Origin of the sequence: Microbacterium trichothecenolyticum, from assembly GCF_041938625.1 — a bacterium.
GTDB lineage: Bacteria > Actinomycetota > Actinomycetes > Actinomycetales > Microbacteriaceae > Microbacterium > Microbacterium trichothecenolyticum_D.
Genome location: NZ_CP169427.1, coordinates 972,810 through 989,848 on the forward strand (window position 1 = coordinate 972,810; position 17,039 = coordinate 989,848).

At 69.9% G+C, this 17,039-nt stretch carries 12 protein-coding genes; 6 read left to right on the forward strand and 6 right to left on the reverse strand.

Translation table 11 applies throughout. The features are described from left to right. Nucleotides 1–31: 31 nt before the first annotated feature. Nucleotides 32–2,488 (reverse strand): RyR domain-containing protein, encoded by a 2,457-nt coding sequence (locus tag ACEYYH_RS04430; protein ID WP_374977057.1) that lies wholly within the window; start codon nucleotides 2,486–2,488, stop codon nucleotides 32–34. Beyond that, the gene (locus ACEYYH_RS04435) at nucleotides 2,485–4,941 is read right to left on the reverse strand and encodes a hypothetical protein (RefSeq protein ID WP_374977058.1); all 2,457 of its coding nucleotides are present in this window, start codon (nucleotides 4,939–4,941) and stop codon (nucleotides 2,485–2,487) included. Before ACEYYH_RS04435 ends, ACEYYH_RS04430 begins: the two co-directional genes overlap by 4 nt. 325 nt (nucleotides 4,942–5,266) lie before the next feature. On the opposite strand from ACEYYH_RS04435, the gene ACEYYH_RS04440 reads away from it, so the two are divergent. Then, the gene (locus ACEYYH_RS04440) at nucleotides 5,267–6,094 is read left to right on the forward strand and encodes a universal stress protein (RefSeq protein WP_374977059.1); all 828 of its coding nucleotides are present in this window, start codon (nucleotides 5,267–5,269) and stop codon (nucleotides 6,092–6,094) included. 101 nt (nucleotides 6,095–6,195) lie between these two features. Here the strand turns inward: ACEYYH_RS04440 and ACEYYH_RS04445 are convergent, their stop codons facing one another. Next, nucleotides 6,196–7,590: a DUF222 domain-containing protein gene (locus tag ACEYYH_RS04445; protein ID WP_374977060.1), complete on the reverse strand. Its 1,395-nt coding sequence runs from the start codon at nucleotides 7,588–7,590 to the stop codon at nucleotides 6,196–6,198. Nucleotides 7,591–7,927: 337 nt separating this feature from the next. On the opposite strand from ACEYYH_RS04445, the gene ACEYYH_RS04450 reads away from it, so the two are divergent. The 4 genes from ACEYYH_RS04450 to ACEYYH_RS04465 all read left to right on the forward strand — a co-directional run bounded on the left by ACEYYH_RS04450 (nucleotide 7,928) and on the right by ACEYYH_RS04465 (nucleotide 12,888). Further along, nucleotides 7,928–8,377: a GNAT family N-acetyltransferase gene (locus ACEYYH_RS04450; RefSeq protein WP_374977061.1), complete on the forward strand. Its 450-nt coding sequence runs from the start codon at nucleotides 7,928–7,930 to the stop codon at nucleotides 8,375–8,377. 301 nt (nucleotides 8,378–8,678) lie between these two features. Further along, nucleotides 8,679–10,799 (forward strand): hypothetical protein, encoded by a 2,121-nt coding sequence (locus ACEYYH_RS04455; protein ID WP_374977062.1) that lies wholly within the window; start codon nucleotides 8,679–8,681, stop codon nucleotides 10,797–10,799. Nucleotides 10,800–10,823: 24 nt separating this feature from the next. Then, on the forward strand, nucleotides 10,824–12,125 hold the full coding sequence (locus tag ACEYYH_RS04460) for a hypothetical protein (protein ID WP_374977063.1): 1,302 nt from the start codon (nucleotides 10,824–10,826) through the stop codon (nucleotides 12,123–12,125). Between the two features lie 64 nt (nucleotides 12,126–12,189). Further along, complete coding sequence (locus ACEYYH_RS04465; RefSeq protein WP_374977064.1) at nucleotides 12,190–12,888, forward strand: dienelactone hydrolase family protein; 699 nt, start codon at nucleotides 12,190–12,192, stop codon at nucleotides 12,886–12,888. Nucleotides 12,889–13,014: 126 nt separating this feature from the next. Here ACEYYH_RS04465 and ACEYYH_RS04470 read toward each other — a convergent pair whose 3' ends face one another. Continuing rightward, entirely contained in the window at nucleotides 13,015–13,644 is a 630-nt protein-coding gene (locus ACEYYH_RS04470; RefSeq protein ID WP_374977065.1) for a hypothetical protein, read from the reverse strand. Between the two features lie 363 nt (nucleotides 13,645–14,007). Between ACEYYH_RS04470 and ACEYYH_RS04475 the strand changes: the two genes are divergently transcribed. Then, nucleotides 14,008–14,862 carry a DUF2690 domain-containing protein gene (locus ACEYYH_RS04475; protein WP_374977066.1) on the forward strand — a complete coding sequence of 285 codons (855 nt, stop codon included), beginning with the start codon at nucleotides 14,008–14,010 and terminating at the stop codon, nucleotides 14,860–14,862. A gap of 561 nt (nucleotides 14,863–15,423) precedes the next feature. On the opposite strand, the gene ACEYYH_RS04480 is transcribed toward ACEYYH_RS04475, so the two are convergent. After that, nucleotides 15,424–15,741, reverse strand: a complete 318-nt coding sequence (locus ACEYYH_RS04480) for a hypothetical protein (protein WP_374977067.1) — start codon at nucleotides 15,739–15,741, stop codon at nucleotides 15,424–15,426. Nucleotides 15,742–15,800: 59 nt separating this feature from the next. Then, nucleotides 15,801–17,027 (reverse strand): hypothetical protein, encoded by a 1,227-nt coding sequence (locus ACEYYH_RS04485; RefSeq protein WP_374977068.1) that lies wholly within the window; start codon nucleotides 17,025–17,027, stop codon nucleotides 15,801–15,803. Nucleotides 17,028–17,039 lie beyond the last annotated feature (12 nt).

Genomic DNA, 17,039 nt, shown 5'->3' on the forward strand with positions numbered 1-17,039 from the left:
GCGCCTCGAATATTTGTTCGTAGACTCCAGATCAGAGGACGGCCTCGTAAGACGCGGTGAAGTGCTCGTCGGGCACGATCCAGCGCTCGCCGCCGGCGCCCTCGACGATCCAATCCCCGGCCGCCGCCATCGCGGTCCCCTCGAGCGTCTCGATACGCTCCGCCGTCTCGGCGCGGTGCGCGTGCACGATGCCGGTGCGACGCCAGCGTCCGTCGCCCGCGGCCTGGTAGCTCGCGGCGAACTCGGCGGGGCGCACCGACCACGTCCGCTCGCCGTCGCTGACCCGCCAGTCGCCGGCCTGCGCCTCCATGACGCTTCCGGATTGCGTGGTCCAGTGCCACGGCGTGCCCACCCGCTCAGCGGTGACCTCGCCGCGGCGACGGTAGCGCCCGCTCCTCGGCGCTCCTGCACCCGCGCCGACCCCGTTCCCCGGAGCCGCCGCCCCAGTCTCCGCCCCTGCCCCCGCGCCCACCCCGCCCCCCGCGCCCACCCCGGCCCCCGCGCCCACCCCGGCCCCCGCGCCCACCCCAACCCCTGCCCCCGCGCCCACCCCGCCTCCCGCGCCCGCCCCCGTCCCCTGCGGGCGCGACACGTACCCCAGCGCCCGAAGGAGTTCGAGCGCATCCCGCACCGAGCTCCGCGTCTGCGCCTTCCCGTCTTCGTCGAGCGCCGCCCACGGTACGAGCATCGGGTGCGTGCGCCGCACGTCGTCGCGGCGCACGCCCGGCCGCCACCCGGCGGCGACGAGCGCAGCCCGCCACGACTCGTGCTCGCGTTCGACCATGGCGTCGAACTGCTCCGGCGACGGGGTGACGTCCTCCGGGTCGGCGCCCGACGGCAGCCGCCCCCACGTCCTGCCGACGGCGACCGCGGAGGCAAGCGTCGTCCGCACCAGGCGGATGTTGCTCTCCTTGTAGAAGTCGGGCAGTCCCTCATCCCAGGGCCGCCGGGCCGGAATGGCGGGATCCTCGCCGTGATCGGCGAGGAAGTTCGCATGGGCGACGCGGGCGGCGCGCTCCCAGCGATCGATGACGCGCGCTTCCCCGAAGCTCAGCGCGAACGGGTACAGGCGTTCCATCACCGGCGAGCTCGGAAGTGTGCTGCCTTCCTTCACACAGGCGTAGACCGCCCAGTCCGGGTGCGCCGCGGCCAGCTCCGCCGCGCGGACTTCCCGCCGGTCACCCGGGCCCCCGATCGGCGCCATCATGAACGCGGGCGATCGCGCGCCGGCGAGCGCTGCGGCGAACTCCTCGACCACGTCCTCGCAGGTGTGTGCGCGGACCTCCGCGCCGACGTTGCCGAAGGCGCGCTGGTGGAGCTGGTACTGCCGGCGCAGGGTCGCAGCATCCGTCCCCACGATCACGATCTGCGGCGGCGGCACACCCGCGACACGGCTGGCCTCGCGTTCGCGCGCGCGTTGCGCGACCTCGGCCGCGATCGCCAGCACGAGGTCGGGGTCGCCGTGTACAGCCACCCTGTCGTGGCCGTCGTCCATCCACCGCGCGACCAGTCGCTCTGCCGTCGCCTCGAACACGCTGAGGGCGTCGAGCGCCCAGCCGGGCCGGTCGACGTTCTGACGCCGCCAGTATTCGGCGACCCAGACATCGTCGATGCGCACGAGGGCGCGGATGTCGTGAGGAGGGGCGGATGCTGCGGCCAAGTGTTCTGCGAGATGCTCGAAGCGGCTGAGATTCACGCCTGCTTCCGGCCCCAGCAGGTAGAGCGCCGTCAGGGCGACGCGTCCGCGCCGGAGCGAGAAGGCCCGGAGGGCCGCGTCGACAGGGTCGGGCCAGCGCAGCAGCACGATTCCCTGCTGGCGATGCGCGGGAGTCGGCGGATCGCTCGCGTCGGCGCGCACCACGACCAGCGTGCGGTGCCCCACTCGATCGCGGATGCGGGTGGCGGCGGGCAGCGTCACGTCGAGGGGGCCGTCGAGCACGATGCGCGACCGAGACCGCCGCATGCGCATCACGTCGAGCTGCGATCGGAACAGCACGGATGCCGCAGCGACGAAGCCGAGACCCACCGTGGCGACGGCGAGGTAGCGGGCGACGAGGAGTGCGAGCGGGGCCTCGGCCGGGCAGCCGGCCGTGGTGCCGAACGGGTCGCCGGCGTTTCCCACGAAGACGGCGAACCCCCAGCTGAGGGGCGTCCAGAACGGTACGCCGTCGCCGGTGCAGGGGAGGTAGGCCGTGAACCCCAGGCCCACCGCGACGGCGCCCATCAGCACGAGGGCGGCGAGCGGGCGCGCGGATTGCCGCGGTCGCCTGCCCACGAGGATGAACGCGGCGAGCAGTCCGCCCCACACGATGGCCAGCGTGACGATCTGCCACGACTGCGGATCCCAGAACTCGGCGAGCGGCGGCGGGAGCGGCTGATCGGGGCGCAGCGCGGCGATGGCCAGCAGCACGGCGAGAACGGTGCATGCTGCCGCCGACAGGACGATCCCCACCCATCGCGCCGTCGGCCACCACGACACCTCGCTCATGCCGGCTCCGCTTCACGCTCCGCCGTGGCCGGCGCCCCGGTGGCCGGCGATCCCGCTCCCACCGAACCCGCCCCCGCCCCCACCGACCCGGCCCCCTCGAGGTCGCCGTTGCCGATCGCGGTGAGCAGCGCCGCGGCGTACGCCCAGTCCCAGCGTCGGCGCGCTCCGTAGGCCGTCCACCCCTGTCCCGGCCGATGGGTCACGATGGTCGTCGCCGAGGGCACGGGCTGGTCGAGCAGCTGCCGGAACAGCGGCCACTGTCCGGCGCTCGCGAGGAATCCTCGCCACCGTGCTTCGCGAGTGGCCCGCGGCCACGGCGAGATCACCAGGATCACCGGTGGCGCCTCGGACCGCGAGGCGAGGTGTGCGATCTCCCACTCGAGTCCCGCGCGCACTTCGCTCGGGGTCGCCGACAGCACCACGGCGCGTGCGCCGCCGATCCACTTCTCGACCTCGTCGCGCCACTGGTCGCCGTCGAACGACATCTTCGCCGCGCCGAGATCTTGCATCCGGCGCTTCGTGCCCGAGATGGCGATGACGGGGCCCCATCCGCTCAGCTGCTCAGCCAGCACCTCCTCGAATCGAGGGCGGCCGAACGGCGAGAACACCTCGAGGAATCCGCGTCGCCCCAGTGACTCGTCGATGCGCAGCCGGTCCTCGTCGAACCCGCGCAGGTAGAGGAAGTACGGGCGATCGTCGTGCGCGAGGGTGTCGGTGAGGGAGCGGCGGGCGAGGCGCCGCCCGACCCGGTCGAGCAGGTACGCCAGGAAGATCGGGATCGCCACCATGACGAAGAAGAGCACCACGATCAGCCCAGTGCGCTGCAGGTCCTGCAGCCACAGCAGAGCGAGGGGCAGCAGCCGCGCGGCGCCCTCGGCCTGCGCGAGCAGCTCCTCGATCGTCGCCCGGAACGTCGCCGCGGTCTGCTGCCCGTTGAACCACATGAAGAGCACGGCCAGCAGATACAGCATGAGGGTCGACGCCGCGATCAGGGCGGCGAGGCCGCGCAGCAGCATCCCCACCAGTCCCTGCAGCGAGGGACGTCCGCGGCGGCGGGGCGGCCGAATGAGTCGGTGGGGCCGCCACACCAGGTCGAGCAGTGCGCCGACGGCGACGAAGACCAGTACCGGTGCGACGAAGAGGCCGAGCAGCTGCACGACGAACTGGCCACTGTACAGCCCGAGCACCGCCACCACGACCGCGGCGACGGTGCCGACCACGACGAGGATGATGCGGCGCACGGTGCGTCCGGTGCGGGCCCGGCGGATCAGCCGGTCGACCGACACGTAGGCGGCGGTCGCCGCCGGCTCGGTCGCCGGGTCGGCCTCGCGCTGGCGTCGCCGGGCGATCACGCGACGGGGGATGAGGATCACCAGATAGGTCGCGATGGGCACCCCCACCAGCACCACCACCGCCCAGAGGGCCTTGTTCCAGTCGGTCAGGGGCTGTACGGCCCCCGGCATCGCCGCCGTGATGGTGTGCAGGTATGCGGCGGTGCGCTCTGCGCACCGCGCTTCGTCGGCGTCGGCGCAGGATTGCTCGACCTGGATGTAGTGCGGTCCTTGGATCCACCACCGGAGGATGCGTGACCCGTTCGCCTCCTGCAGTCGCGTGACGCCGTCGTATCCCGCGATGTACACCAGGTTCAGTCCGGCGCTGTCGGTCACGCGCCAGTAGTCGGCCGAGAGCTCCTGGGCACGGGTCACCGTCGTGCAGTCGACCCAGAACACCTTGACCGTCTCGCCGGCCGGGTTCGCGAATTGCGTGGCTATGCCGTCGCCGCACCGGGCGTCAGCGGCGCCCTGCACGGTGGTATCGGCAGGGAGCGAGAACCGCAGCATCCACGGTCCGTCCTCGTCGGCCGGCGTGAAGTCGCGCAGCGGGTCGTCGGCGATCCGCTCCGGCAGCGCGGTCGCGCTCACCGGGGTCGGCGTCAGTGCCGCGAGGGCGCGCGCGTCCCGCGCGCTCGTGTCTTCGCAGGCGGCGTCGCCGGCTTCGCACGTGCGGCCCACGCCGATGACGTGCGTGCCCTGCGCCCACATCCGGAACAGCATCGGCGCGGTCTCGGGCGAGACGAATAGCGTGGTGAGCTCGAGCCCCTCGCCGAGAGCCGGGGACACCTCGGGGGCAGGCCGCAGGCTGTAGTCCGACCATTCGGTGCTGACGCGCTCGACCGCTCCGGCCGGCGTGCCGCACTCCATCCAGAACACGCGCACCGTGCCGCCCGACGCGAGCGGCAGGTCGCGTGACGCCCCGCTCTCGCAGCCCGCGAGCGACTCTTCGGTGAAGTCGATGGAGGGAATCCCGGATGCTGCGCCGTCGGCGTCCGGCGGAACCCACGCGGCCAGCGCTTCTTCGACGTCGTCGGTCGCGGCGTGGGCCATCGGGGCGCCGACGCCGAGCGCGGCGACCGACACGATCGTCGCGAGGAGCACCCGGATCCCACGTCGCATCCCGTCCCCCCAGTGGACTTGAGCGCGATGCTAGCAGCGGGCACCGGACTTCGACATGGGTCGGCGTCGCGGCGCGCGACGCCGACGCGTCCGACACGGGGGAGTCGGCACGTCTCCGACGTCGAACGACAGAACGGCCCCTCACACCTGGAGGGTGAGAGGGGCGTCCACCCGTCATTCGGAACGGGAGCAGGGGCTCTCGGCCCGGGGGAGGGAGGATCGAGAGCATGCGGCAACGTGCCTCACGGCAGGTCCCTGGAGTTGTTCGGAGAGGTGGCGGCTTCGGATTGCACCCGCTGCGGGCCGCACGCGGCAGGATGACCGTATGACCGAGAGAATCGTCGTGGGTGTGACGGATGCTGCGGCCAGCCGCCGTGCGGTGGATTGGGCGGCGCAGCGCGCGGCGCAGATGGGCGCGGTGCTCGTCCTGATCGCCGTGACGAAGGACGCGGAAGATTCCGAGGCGGTGTCGGCGGGCGACATCCTTCTCGAGGCCGAAACGGCGCGGCTGTCTGTCGCCATCGCCGACGCGGATCTCGTGGTCGAGGCGCACGCTGAGCATGGCGACGCCGTCGATGTGATGGTCGAGGCTTCGCGCGACGCTGCACTGCTGGTGCTCGGCGACCCGCACCCCGGGCATCACTGGGGCGATCACGGCCGCCGCATCTCGACCGCGGCGCACTGCGCGGTGGCGGTGGTGCCCGACGTCGACGTCGAGGGTCGTTCCGGTGTCGTGGTGGGCATCGATGGCTCCGAGGTGACTGAGGCGGCGGTCGCGTTCGCCGCCGCGGAGGCGGTGCGCCGTGGCGAGCGACTGGTCGCGGTCGCGGCGTGGTCTCCGGTGCTGGTCGGCGATGGCGTCATGTCCGGCGTTCCGGGGTTCGACTACGTCGAGCCGATAGACCTGCAGGAGCCGACCGAGCTGATGGTCGAGCGCGCCCTGGCCGCCGTGCGCGAGGCGTTCCCTGACCTCACGATCGAGACGCAGGTGCAGTCCGGCGACCCCGCCCCGCTTCTGCAGACGGTCGCGTCGAACGCAGCGCTGCTGGTGGTCGGCACGCACGGCCGCGGCCCGCTCGCCCGATTCTTCATCGGCTCGGTGAGCGACGCGGTGCTGACGCATGCTGTGACCCCGACGATCGCGGTCCGCTGACGTGAGCCGCACCCTCGTTGGGGGCGTGGGGCTGTAGCTCCGGCCGACCGCGCGCACCGGCGTGCTCGGAGCCCGGCCGTCTCGCGGCGTGAGGGACAGCATCAGAACGCCGGTGGCGGGTCGGTGCTCGGCACGAAGACGACGCGCGCGGGTGGATCTTCGCGGTACTGCGCGCCGGCCGGACTCGTCCGCTCGAGCGTGCCGCCGGGCAGCTGGCGGACGGTCCAGTCGGTGCCGTGCTTGAGGGTGTGGTGCCGTTTGCAGAAGCACCCGAGATTGCAGATCTCGGTCAGTCCGCCGAGCGCGAAGTCCTTCGTATGGTCGTGATCGCATGATCTGGCCGGTCTGCGGCAGCCGGGGAACCGGCAATGCTGGTCGCGGGCCCAGAGGAACCGCTTCTGCTGGGCGCTGGCCGGATACCGGTCGACGGCGAGAACCATGCCGGTGACGGGGTCGGTCATGACCCGATCCCACCCCGGTGCGTCGCCCGCAAGCCGCCGTGCGGTCTCTGGGTCGACCGGAGCGCGGCCGTCGAGCTCCGCGCCACCGGTCGTGACACCGGTCAGCGTGGTGACCGGAACGCTCACCTGCACGATGGCGCGGATCGCGCCGAGCCCACCCGGCGAAGCGTCGAGCGTGGGGTCGATCGCCGGCGATCCGGTGAGCAGCATGTCGACGACGAGGTCGGCGCGGATCTGGTCGATGCTGCGCTGATCGAACGCGCCGTCGTCGGCCGCAGCATCCGTCCCCGTTTCCGCTCCGCCCGACGCGCCCAACGCGCCCGACCCGCCCGACCCACTGTCGCGCCCGGCGGCGGTATTCGCCGCGTCGCGACGCGCGGCAGCGTCGACCCGCTTGATGAGCTTCGCCTGCCTGGTAGCGCGATCGTGGATGCCGTGCGCGAGCGCCGTCGATGTGAGAAGGGTGAGTTGCGACATGCCGTCGCTCAGGTCGGTGACCCAGATACGGCGCCCCTGGGCGGCGAGGTCGTGACGCTCCTGCATCGTGCGGGGGTTGTGGATGTCGGCTTGCTGCTGCGCGAAGGACCGCGTGCGAGCCGCGGTGGTGCCGTGCGCGTAGTCGAGTACGGCCTGCTCGTAGGCGGCGCGCGGGCCGGCGTCGTCGAGATCGGCGCCGGCGTCGAGGATCGCCGACGCGTGCGCGCGAGAGATATCGCCGTTGCCGAGTGCGTCGACCGTGGCCGCGAAGTCGGTGACGAGCCGGTGGGCGTCCGACATGTGCGACTGCATGGTGCGGTCGTTCATGCGCACCGCGAGGCCGAGTTCGGCGGCGAGAGACCGCAGCGGCATGTCGCGATCGCGTGACCGCATGGAGGGGATGCGGGCCTTCTGGGTCTCGGTGAGCTCGAACGCCTCGGCGAGCACGCGCAGCTTGCGGGCCTGCAAGGCCGCCTCTTCGGCGTGGATCGCGCGCAGTTCGTCGGCGAACGCGCCGGCGCGCTGCGCCTCGGCCCGATCACGTTCTGCGTCGTCCACGATGTGCCCTTCCGCCGCGCCGCGCGCGACTCTCACTCCCCGTCCGGGGAGATCATCGACCCGGCGAACCGGGGGGCACTCGATGACCTGCTGACACCATGATGACAGGGACCTCCGACATCGCTCCCCGCCCCCCGGCCACTCCGCCCGCCCCCTCGGCCGCCACCCTCCCCGCCCGCACCCGGCCACTCCGCCCGCCCCCCGCCACCCCGCCCGCCCCCTAGGCCGCCACCCTCCCCGCCCGCCCCCGGCCACTCCGCCCGCCCCCGGCCACCCCGCCCGCCCCGCCCCGCGTAACCGGCTACCGTGGACCCCGCCCGATGCCGGAAGGAATGAGATGACCGAAGCGCAGACGGTCGCGATCAGACCGTGGGAGCCCGGCGACGACGACGCCCTGCTGGCGGGCTTCGTCGACGCCTACAAAAGGCCGCCGTGGAACGACGCGTGGACCCTCGCGACGGCGTCGGTGTACCTGGGCGAGCTCCGTGGCATCCCCAGATCCGCCACCCTCGTCGCCGTGGCGGATTCCCAGTTCGTCGGCGCCACGACGTTCCACGCCCGCACCTGGCAGGACGAGTCCGAGATCTACATCGACGAGTTCTTCGTCGCCCCCGTTGCGCAACGCCGCGGTGTCGGCCGCGCGCTTATGGAGGGGATTCGCGCGTTTGCGGCCGCTGCCGGCGTCAGCGACCTGGTCCTCCTCACCGACCGCGACGTGCCGGCCTTCGACTTCTACCGCGCCCACGGGTTCCGCGAGGGCACGCGGCAGGTGTTCATGATCGGCTGACCCGCTCTCACCGGGTTGTGCCGGCGGGCGAACGAGTCGAGCTACGGATGCCGCGTCCTCGCGCGCTCCGAACGCTTGACGACGCCCCGTTGCACGGCCAATATGTGGCGAAGACCGGGTCATGGGAAGACTCGGGTGGGAGAGCGGGGGATCGCTCTTGGTTGCGCAGAACTGGGATCTTTCCGTCGAACTCGCGTCGGCGGTCGAAACCCTGCATACCGCCAGCAGCCGTGTGCCACTCAGCCTCCGCGACCATCGAGGCGCGTTCGCACACCGCGACATCACGGTGACCATTCTGGGCATGGCCGATGCCAAGGCTTTCGCACCGAGCGCCACGCAGCGGCTGATGCCGGTGGAGATTCCGCTCACCATGAGACCCGGAGCGCTGTACCGCCTGCAGCGAGTCGTGCGCAGGGCCCAGGAACGACCGAACGTCTCGAGTCTCTCGCTGTCGCAGCAGCTGCTGTCGTTGTTCGCGGAGGACGACAAGGCTCGCGCGCTTGCGCTGCAGACGGTTCTCGCGACGCGCGACCTGGGGGGCGAGCGCTTCTTCGAGACCGTCGATGACCATCTCGTCACCGCGGGCTCTTTCCAGGCCCGTCGTCCGCGCTACGGCTCACCGGATCGCCGCGCGGCGATCCATCTTGCCGGAAGCGACCTGGTGCAGTCGCCGATCGCTCGCCGTGTGCGGACGGTCGTCCGCGATCCCGTCGATAGGCGGGTCGCAATCAAGGCCCCCGCTGAGCGCCCCGGCGTCTCCACGGACAAGGGCGGGTGGATCGTTCTCGAAATCGAAGACCATGCGGTCGGCGACGCCATCCATCAGAACCAGTGGCATACCCTCGCGGTGTTCTCGGGGCAGCCGGATGCCGATTCGCTCGGCGCGAGTCCCCTCGGCGATCTGCTGCCCAGCGACGTCGACGAGGTGGATCTGGATGTGCACCTCATCGGGTGGGGCGTCGATCTCGACCCGGGGCGTCGCGTACTTCCCGTTCGTCGCGGCGAGGTGCGGTCCAAGACCGTCCGATTCGACTTCCGCCCGACGGAGCCGACGTGCCGACTCGAACTGGTCGTCACAAGGGGGCACAGCGTGTGTCTCACGGCATCCGTTGCGATCACCTGCGACGAGGTCGGCTCGACGCCGACGGTGACCTTCGCGTGGCGGAACTGGAGTGAGGTTGCACGCACTCCACCGCGGTCCATGAGCCTGATCGTTTCGCGCGACGGCGAGCAGATCCGTTGCGTGTACACCGGTGATGACGGCCCCTCGGAGACTGGCTTGCTCGGGGTGCGCACGAGCGCCCTCTCTCAGCTCTGCGACCCGCTCTTCGAGGCCGTAGATCACCTCATGAAGCTCATCAGCGATCCTTCGATCAACCCCGCCGCCGTCCCCGGCGGGGCGACATCGATCTTCGAGCTTCCGAGCACTGAGATCCCGCAAGCGCTCGTCAGCTCCACCGACGACGCCCGCAACAAGATGGCAGGCAGCGGAAAGCGACTGTTCGACAAGCTGTTCATGAACGGGGATGCCGGTGCGCAGCGCATCGGGGAGCGGCTGCGACACCGGGGCCTGGGCGAGGGCGGGCTCCGCATCCAAGTTCACGCTGACGACGATCTGCACCTTCCGTGGGGCATGTTGTATCTCGAGCCGCAGCTGGGGCTGGATGACCCCGGTCGATGGGAAGCGTTCCTGGGCACCAAGCACGTGATCGAGGAGTACCGGTCGGGCCTCCTCGGCAACGACGCCAGCACGTTTCCGTCGGCGGAGAAATTCCAACTGAGCTTCACGGGGTATCGGTCGGAGCCGCCCGATGACGTCGCAGCCGCGGCCGGCGTGCAGCGCGAGTACCTCGCCACTGCAGTCGCTAACCTCCGGAACGCCGAGTTCGAAGAGCGGCCGGGCCGGGAGGGTGCCCTCAGCTCACTGGGAGGCCAAGAGCCGGGTGACCTGGTCTATCTCTTCTGCCATGGCGAAGTCCGCGGGCCACTCGACATCGGCGGCGTCGGGTCGTCGAACGTGCGCTTTGGACCGGACGAGGAGAAGGATGCTCTGACGTTCGAGGACCTCTCCAACGCCGCCACGGGCGCCGAGTTTCTCGGCGGGCCACCTCTGATCATCCTGAATGCCTGCCAGATCGGCCGGCGGTCGCCCGTCAACGATGACGACTTCGCCTCTTACCTGGTGAGGCGAAAGGCACGCGGCGTCATCGCGGCGACCGCATATGTGCCGGTGAGCTTCGGCCGCAGTTGGGCGATGGGGTTCTTCGACAGGTTTCTAGCGGGCGCGGAGGTCGGACCGACGATCCTGGAGCTGTCTCAGGCCGCGAGGCGCGTCTGGGGCATGCCACTCGGACTTCTTTACACCGTGAACTGCGCACTCGAGACACGGATCTCGCCGGACTTCATCGGCGCGAACGAGTGACTCCCTGGAGAGGAAGGCAGACCGATGGTGCAGCGAGAGGTGCCCGGTACGACGATCACGTATGAACTCATCTCGATCGATGCGGACGGCGGAGTTCGCGATCAGAAAGAGGTGAAGGCTCTCTGTCAGCGACTGGCGCGCTCGGCCGACACCATCCGGCATGTCTATTTCCTCGTGCACGGGTGGAACAACGACCTCCGCGATTCGGAAGAGTCGTACGACCGGTGGCTCCGTGCGGTGGCCCAGGCGTTCCCCGAAGCGGAAGTGCCGTCGTCGGTTCGATTCGTCTGCCTCCATTGGCCGAGCAAGGCCTGGGGTAGTGAGACGGGCGTGGGTGCGGGACAGGTTCTCGGCGCAAGTGCGGGGCAGGCTGTCACAGCCGAGCAGGCGAAGGACACCTACGCGATGCTGCTGGGGGTGCCGGCGGATGCTCTCACCGAGATCATCGAGGCGGCAGCGCACGACTACAACAAGGCGACCCTTTCGCCTTCGCTTCGTCGCAGCTTCGAGGCGGTGCGAGACGCGATGGACCTCGACGGCATCGAGGACGGGTCGGGCGCGGGCGAGTGGGATCCCGGTGCAGCGTGGAAGGACATCTCCGAGCGGAGCCTCACCGACCTCGGCCTGGATGCCTCGGCCGGACCCGCCGCGGTGCTCGGCGGCGGAGGAGGCGGGCGCATACTCGGGTTGCTCCGTCAACTCTCCTTCTGGCGGATGAAGAAGCGAGCACGTGTCGTCGGCGAGAAGGGCGCGGCGAATGTCCTGAGTGACGTCATCCGATCAGTCCCCTCCGCCCGCGTCAGCCTGATGGGGCACAGTATGGGCGCGATCGTGGCGTGCGCCGCCGTCGACCGGTCGAGTGAGGTCTCGACCGCGAAACCCGTTCAATCGCTCTTCCTCGTCCAGGGGGCCTTCTCGATGTGGGCATTCGACGACAGCATTCCGGTTGCAGGTGGAGTTGCCGGATACTTTCGAGGAATCATCGACCAGCGGCTCGTGGCTGGCCCGATCCTCGTGACTCGATCCGAGCATGACCACGCCGTGGGCACGTACTACCCCATGGCGGCGAGACTTGCGCGATCGGTGATCCTCGCGGCGGGCGGCAAGTATGGTGCGATCGGCGCATACGGCGCGATAGGTCTGGATGGAGCGTCGCGAGACCTCGTCCTGCATCAAGGCGGCGGGGGCGACACCCTCGACGCGGGTTGCCTCTACAACGTCGAGGCGAGCAACGTGATACGCGAGCTGCGGCCCGTCGAGGGCGCACACAACGACATCGCTCGCGTCGAACTCGCGCGACTCGCCGTCGCTGCGGCGACAGCATGAGCGCGCCGGTACGCCCATGATCGCCGGTGGCAGGAGTTCCCCCTCATGGCCACCAGCCGGTTGGGTGCCGGACGAGTATGTCCATGGCGATCACGAGCACGCCTTCTACCGGGTGGGGTTCGAGCCGGGTCGCGAAAAGCCTCGCGTGCTGCTCCTCCACGAGCTTCCCGGCATCCGTTCCACGATCGAGAGTTTCGTACAACGGCTGTCGGCCCGATTCGTGGTCACGGTTCCCTCGATCGTGGGCAGAGACGGCACCGCCGACTGGGGTGAGACGTTGCGGCACATCTGCATCCGCCGCGAAGTGCATGCCATCGCAGCCGGATCAGTCTCTCGCGACGTCGAATGGCTGAAGGACTTCATCGAGAAGCATGTCGTCGAGGGTGACTCGCCGTTCGGCGTCATCGGGATGTGCTTCTCGGGCAACTTCGCGCTCGCGCTCGCGGTCGATCCAAGAGTCAAGGCGGCGGTGGTCGCCGAGCCCGTCCTCCCTCTCTGGCCACCGGCGCTCGGGTTGTCTCGGGACGACCAGCGGGCGCTGCGCGAGCGTGAGGACCTGCAGGTGCGGGGCTACCGGTTCGCCAAGGACTGCATATCGCCGGCGGTGAAGCTCATCTCCGCGCGCCGTCTTCTCGGCGCGCGGTTGCAGGTGACGACGCTGCCGGGAAGGGGGCACTCCACCCTCACCGCTGACGCGGACGAGAATGCGATCGACAGCGTCGAGGCCTTCCTGGCGGAGCGCCTCGCAGCCGCGACCGGGTGACGAGCAAGCTGACCGGGTCATACCGGGTGTGAACACCGCGCACCGGGGGAGGGTCACCTGGCCGGTACGCACACCAACGACGTCGGCAGCTGCTGACCCGCGCGTCGAGCCCCGTCCAGAACCCGCCTACGCCTCCACCCTCGCCCCCGCGAACGCCGCATCCCGCGGAGCGACCGCGATGACGATGGCCGCCTCGGTGCCGAGTGCGACAAGGCTGCCGTGCGGGTAGTACCCGAGCGCGACCGTGCCGACGAAGACGATGAGCAGCGTCAACCCGAGCAGGGTCTTCGCCCCGCTCGTCCATGCGCTGCCTGCCGAGAACGCGGCGAGCAGCCCGCTGAGTCCGATGGCGATGAGAACGAAGGCCTCGGCGCCCCACAGACAGTGCAGCGGCGCATCGACCGGGGTGTTGATGTTGCTGATGGCGGTGATCGGCGCGCCGGCGAGGATGAGCCAGGCCATCACGGTTCCGCCCCATCGCGCGCGTCGCAAGTCCGCGTAGAAGGCCGCTCCGATCGCCAGGAACGACACTGACGCGAGGGCGCCGAACACCACATAGGGGTCACCGGCCCACTCGCGTGCCGCGGCATACCCGGGAATGTCGTAGATGTCGTCGATCCACAGCCACGGCCCGGGGTTCCACACGCTGAGCGTCAGCGGCAGGGTGACCAGCGCCCACGCCGCGCCGAGCGCCGCCAGCACGATGCGCCACGGCCTCGACCGGTCGGTGACGGAGGGTCGCGCGCCGGCGTTCATGCGCTCATTGCACCACCACGAGCGAGTTGTCGAAAGGGTCCGGTGCCCTCGTCCGGAATCCTCGCCGAGAACAGCCCTCGTGCTCATCCGGAACGGATGCTGCGGATGAAGGGATGCCGCGGCCACGAGCTCGTCTGCCTTGCCCCGAACAAGAGAGGCTGGACCGCGGCATCCCGTCGCCCACCGCTGCCCCCCACGGCAACGCCCCGCTGGGGCGACTCCATGGCAGGATGCCGCACCGTCGGGGTGTGCCGCTCGCCGGAATCGTCCGGATCGGACAAACCGAGCATTTCTGTGCACCGGTCGGGTGCGACCGGTGCGCTGTCGGCGACTGCTATACAGGTCTGGTGCCCGAGGGGCCGGATGCCTGCCGGGGCGGCATCCGTCGGCACGGGCACGAGCGAAGATCATGCGGTGGGGGAGCAGATGACCAAGTCCGAGACGAGCGTGACGCCGGCGAACGATCGCGGCGACGACTCGGTGGAGCAGTTCGCCGCCGACCTGCGCCGCCTGCGGCTGCAGGCCGACAACCCCACCCTCGCGCGCCTGCAGGCCGAGACGGGCATCTCGCGCACCGTGCTGTCGGAGGCGTTCGGTGGTGCGAAGCTGCCCTCCGCGCGCACGGTCGACGGCATCGTCGGTGCGTGCGGCGAAGATCCGGGACCGTGGCTCGATCGGCGCGAGGCCCTCTTGCGGCCCACGGCCACGCCCGACGAGACCCCCACGTCTGGGCGCACGGGCATCTCGGTGCGAGGAGCGGTGCTGCTCGCGACGGGCACGTTCGTGGCCGGTGTCGCCGCGTCTGCGATCACGACCACGCTGATCCTCGGGAACGTGCCCGCCGACGGCCCGCGCATCGCCGTGTCGACCGGCGACGACCCTGCCGCGACGGCATGCGTCGACGACGCTGCCGTCGCCACCGGCGACACCCGCGCCGACAACTCGCTGCTCGAGATCGTCTGGTCAGACAACTGCCAGGCCGGATGGGGCCGCATCACGCGCTACGACGGCCTGGGTCAGGGCAACACGGTGACGATCGCGATCTACCCCGAGACGGCTCCCGACGGGCCTGACCGTCAAGAGGCGACCGAGCACGACGTGCAGGGCGCGTACACCACCCTCGTCGTGCGCCCCAGCCCTGACACGCTGCTGTGCGCCGAGGGCAGCTTCACGGTCGACGGAACGCGCATCGATCTCGGCGACCCGCTCTGCATTTGAGGTGCCGCTCGACCACATCGTTTGGGCTCCTGACCATCGACGGGTGCGTCGGCGACTTCATGGCCCTGTTCAAGAACTGCCACAAGGTGACCGTGCACGACGCGATCTGGAAGGGCAGCCTCGGCCACGGCGAGGACGGCCTCCACATCTACGGCGGCTCAAGCTACGCGATCTCTGACGTACAAATCGAGTCGGGCGACGACACGATCAGCATCACGACCGAGATCCTAGACAACGTGCCGTGGCCGACGTGCACGTCACGAACGCCACCCTCCGGTCCGCGTTCGCTTCCGAGATCAAGATCCACGCGAAGACGCACACCATCTCGGGTCTGCACTTCACGGACGTGTCGATCGACCACCCCGTCGACAACACCACATCGGCTATCCGACTGATCGACGAGTTCTCAGACCTCAGCGACGCTGGGGCGTGGGACGTACAGGTGTCGCAGTTCACGATGCGGATGAACCTGGCAGCGGCGTACGCGATCCGCGCGCAGATCGGTGGCGGCGCGGGGTGCACCGAGGGGCTCGTGCGCGACGGCGTGGTTATGGGAGGTCTTCAGTCCGGCATCCGCGTGACGAACTCGAGCACGTACATCCGGGTCCGCGGGAACCGGGTCGGCGGTGCGCAGGCGCAGGCGATCACCGAGTCGAGCGGCGCGGACAACAACACGATCGAATTGAACGACACCCGCGGTGCGACGTCGTCCGAAATCACGAAGGTCGGTGCCAACACGGTGGTCCGTCGAAACCAGGGATCCCGGACGGAGAACCAGGGGACCGGGACCATCGCGGACGGTTCGTCGTCCGTGGTGATCGCTGCACACGGAATCAGCACGACCCCGACCGTGGCAACCGCAACGGCGAAGGGAACCACACCAACCGCGCTGTCTGTGGTGATCGGTGCCGGCTCTCTCACTGTCTACCGCACCGGCACTACCGGCGCGCTGGACTTCTCCTGGAACGCAGCGGCGGAGCAGCCCCCTTATCTGCCTTCTCACGCCGGTACTCCACCAGCGCGAGAAGGCAGACGATCGCGACGACCGCGAGCTGGACACCCCGGTTACTCGACAACGGGGAGAACAGGACGTCCCACGCGGTCTTCACGGCCACAAGGGTAACGAGGGGTGCCCAGCGCCCCGTAGCGAGGAAGCCAGCCGCGAGGAAAAGCACAATCAGCGCGAGAGGGAAGATGGCGGCGAGCACGCCACCTTCAACCCAGTTGCCGAAGAATATCGAGTGGAGCGAGACGAAGCCGTCGCGGCGCACCCAGTAGCCCATGTAGTTGGACTGCTCGCCCATGCCGAGCGCCTGAGCGTACTGGACGCCCAACGAGAGAGCCTCGTTGTCGATTGCCTGCGCGCTGCCCCACCCGATCCACGGGCTGAGCCGGATCGCAGCGAGCGACAGTGGTGGCTCTGAGCGACCGCCAAGGATCGCGGGGCCGCTGTCCTCGGTCTGGCTGGCCGTTCGCATCGCGACGTCCTGTCCGAAGACGCCGGAGACGAGCGCCTGCTGGAGAGACCACGCAAGCACGACGAGCGCCACGAGGGAAACCACAATGGTTCGCCCACCATGCCGTCGCCCGACTGCCGCGCGAGCCGCGATGATGAATAGCGCCGTGAAGCACGCGAGCCCCAGCGCGCGGAAGCCGACGACGAACGACAGCGATCCGAACAGGAGCAGGGTGACACCTACCGCGCCCGGCTTCCCCCCGGCGCGGATCACGAGGTACACGGCGATGATGGCGAGCGGGGTGCCGACGCCGAACTTCCAGAATCCCTCGATTCCGAGGTTGTAGACGCGGGCGTCTGGCAGGAGCAGCAGCGCGTAGCCGAGGTAGCCGAGATAGAACCAGAACGTCAGTTGTGCGGCCTCAGCGTTGTCGCGGACGGTCACCCGGTAGGCGATGAGCGAGACAGCAAAGACGAGTGCGTGGCCGATGGCGGCGGTTGCGACGTTCGTGCCGTTGACGGCGGCGCTCAGCCATATAGCCCCAGCGCTAAGGAGGGCGGCGAAGATGAGTCTCGAGAGGAACCGTGGCCGCGGTGAGGTGCGCCTGAGCGGCACGACCAGCGCGGCGGGGATAAGCGACAGCGGGAATCCGACGCCGAGTTGAGGAAGCACCGGGACATTCGCTGTGAACCCGAGGATGCGCCGCATCCAGCCCCATCC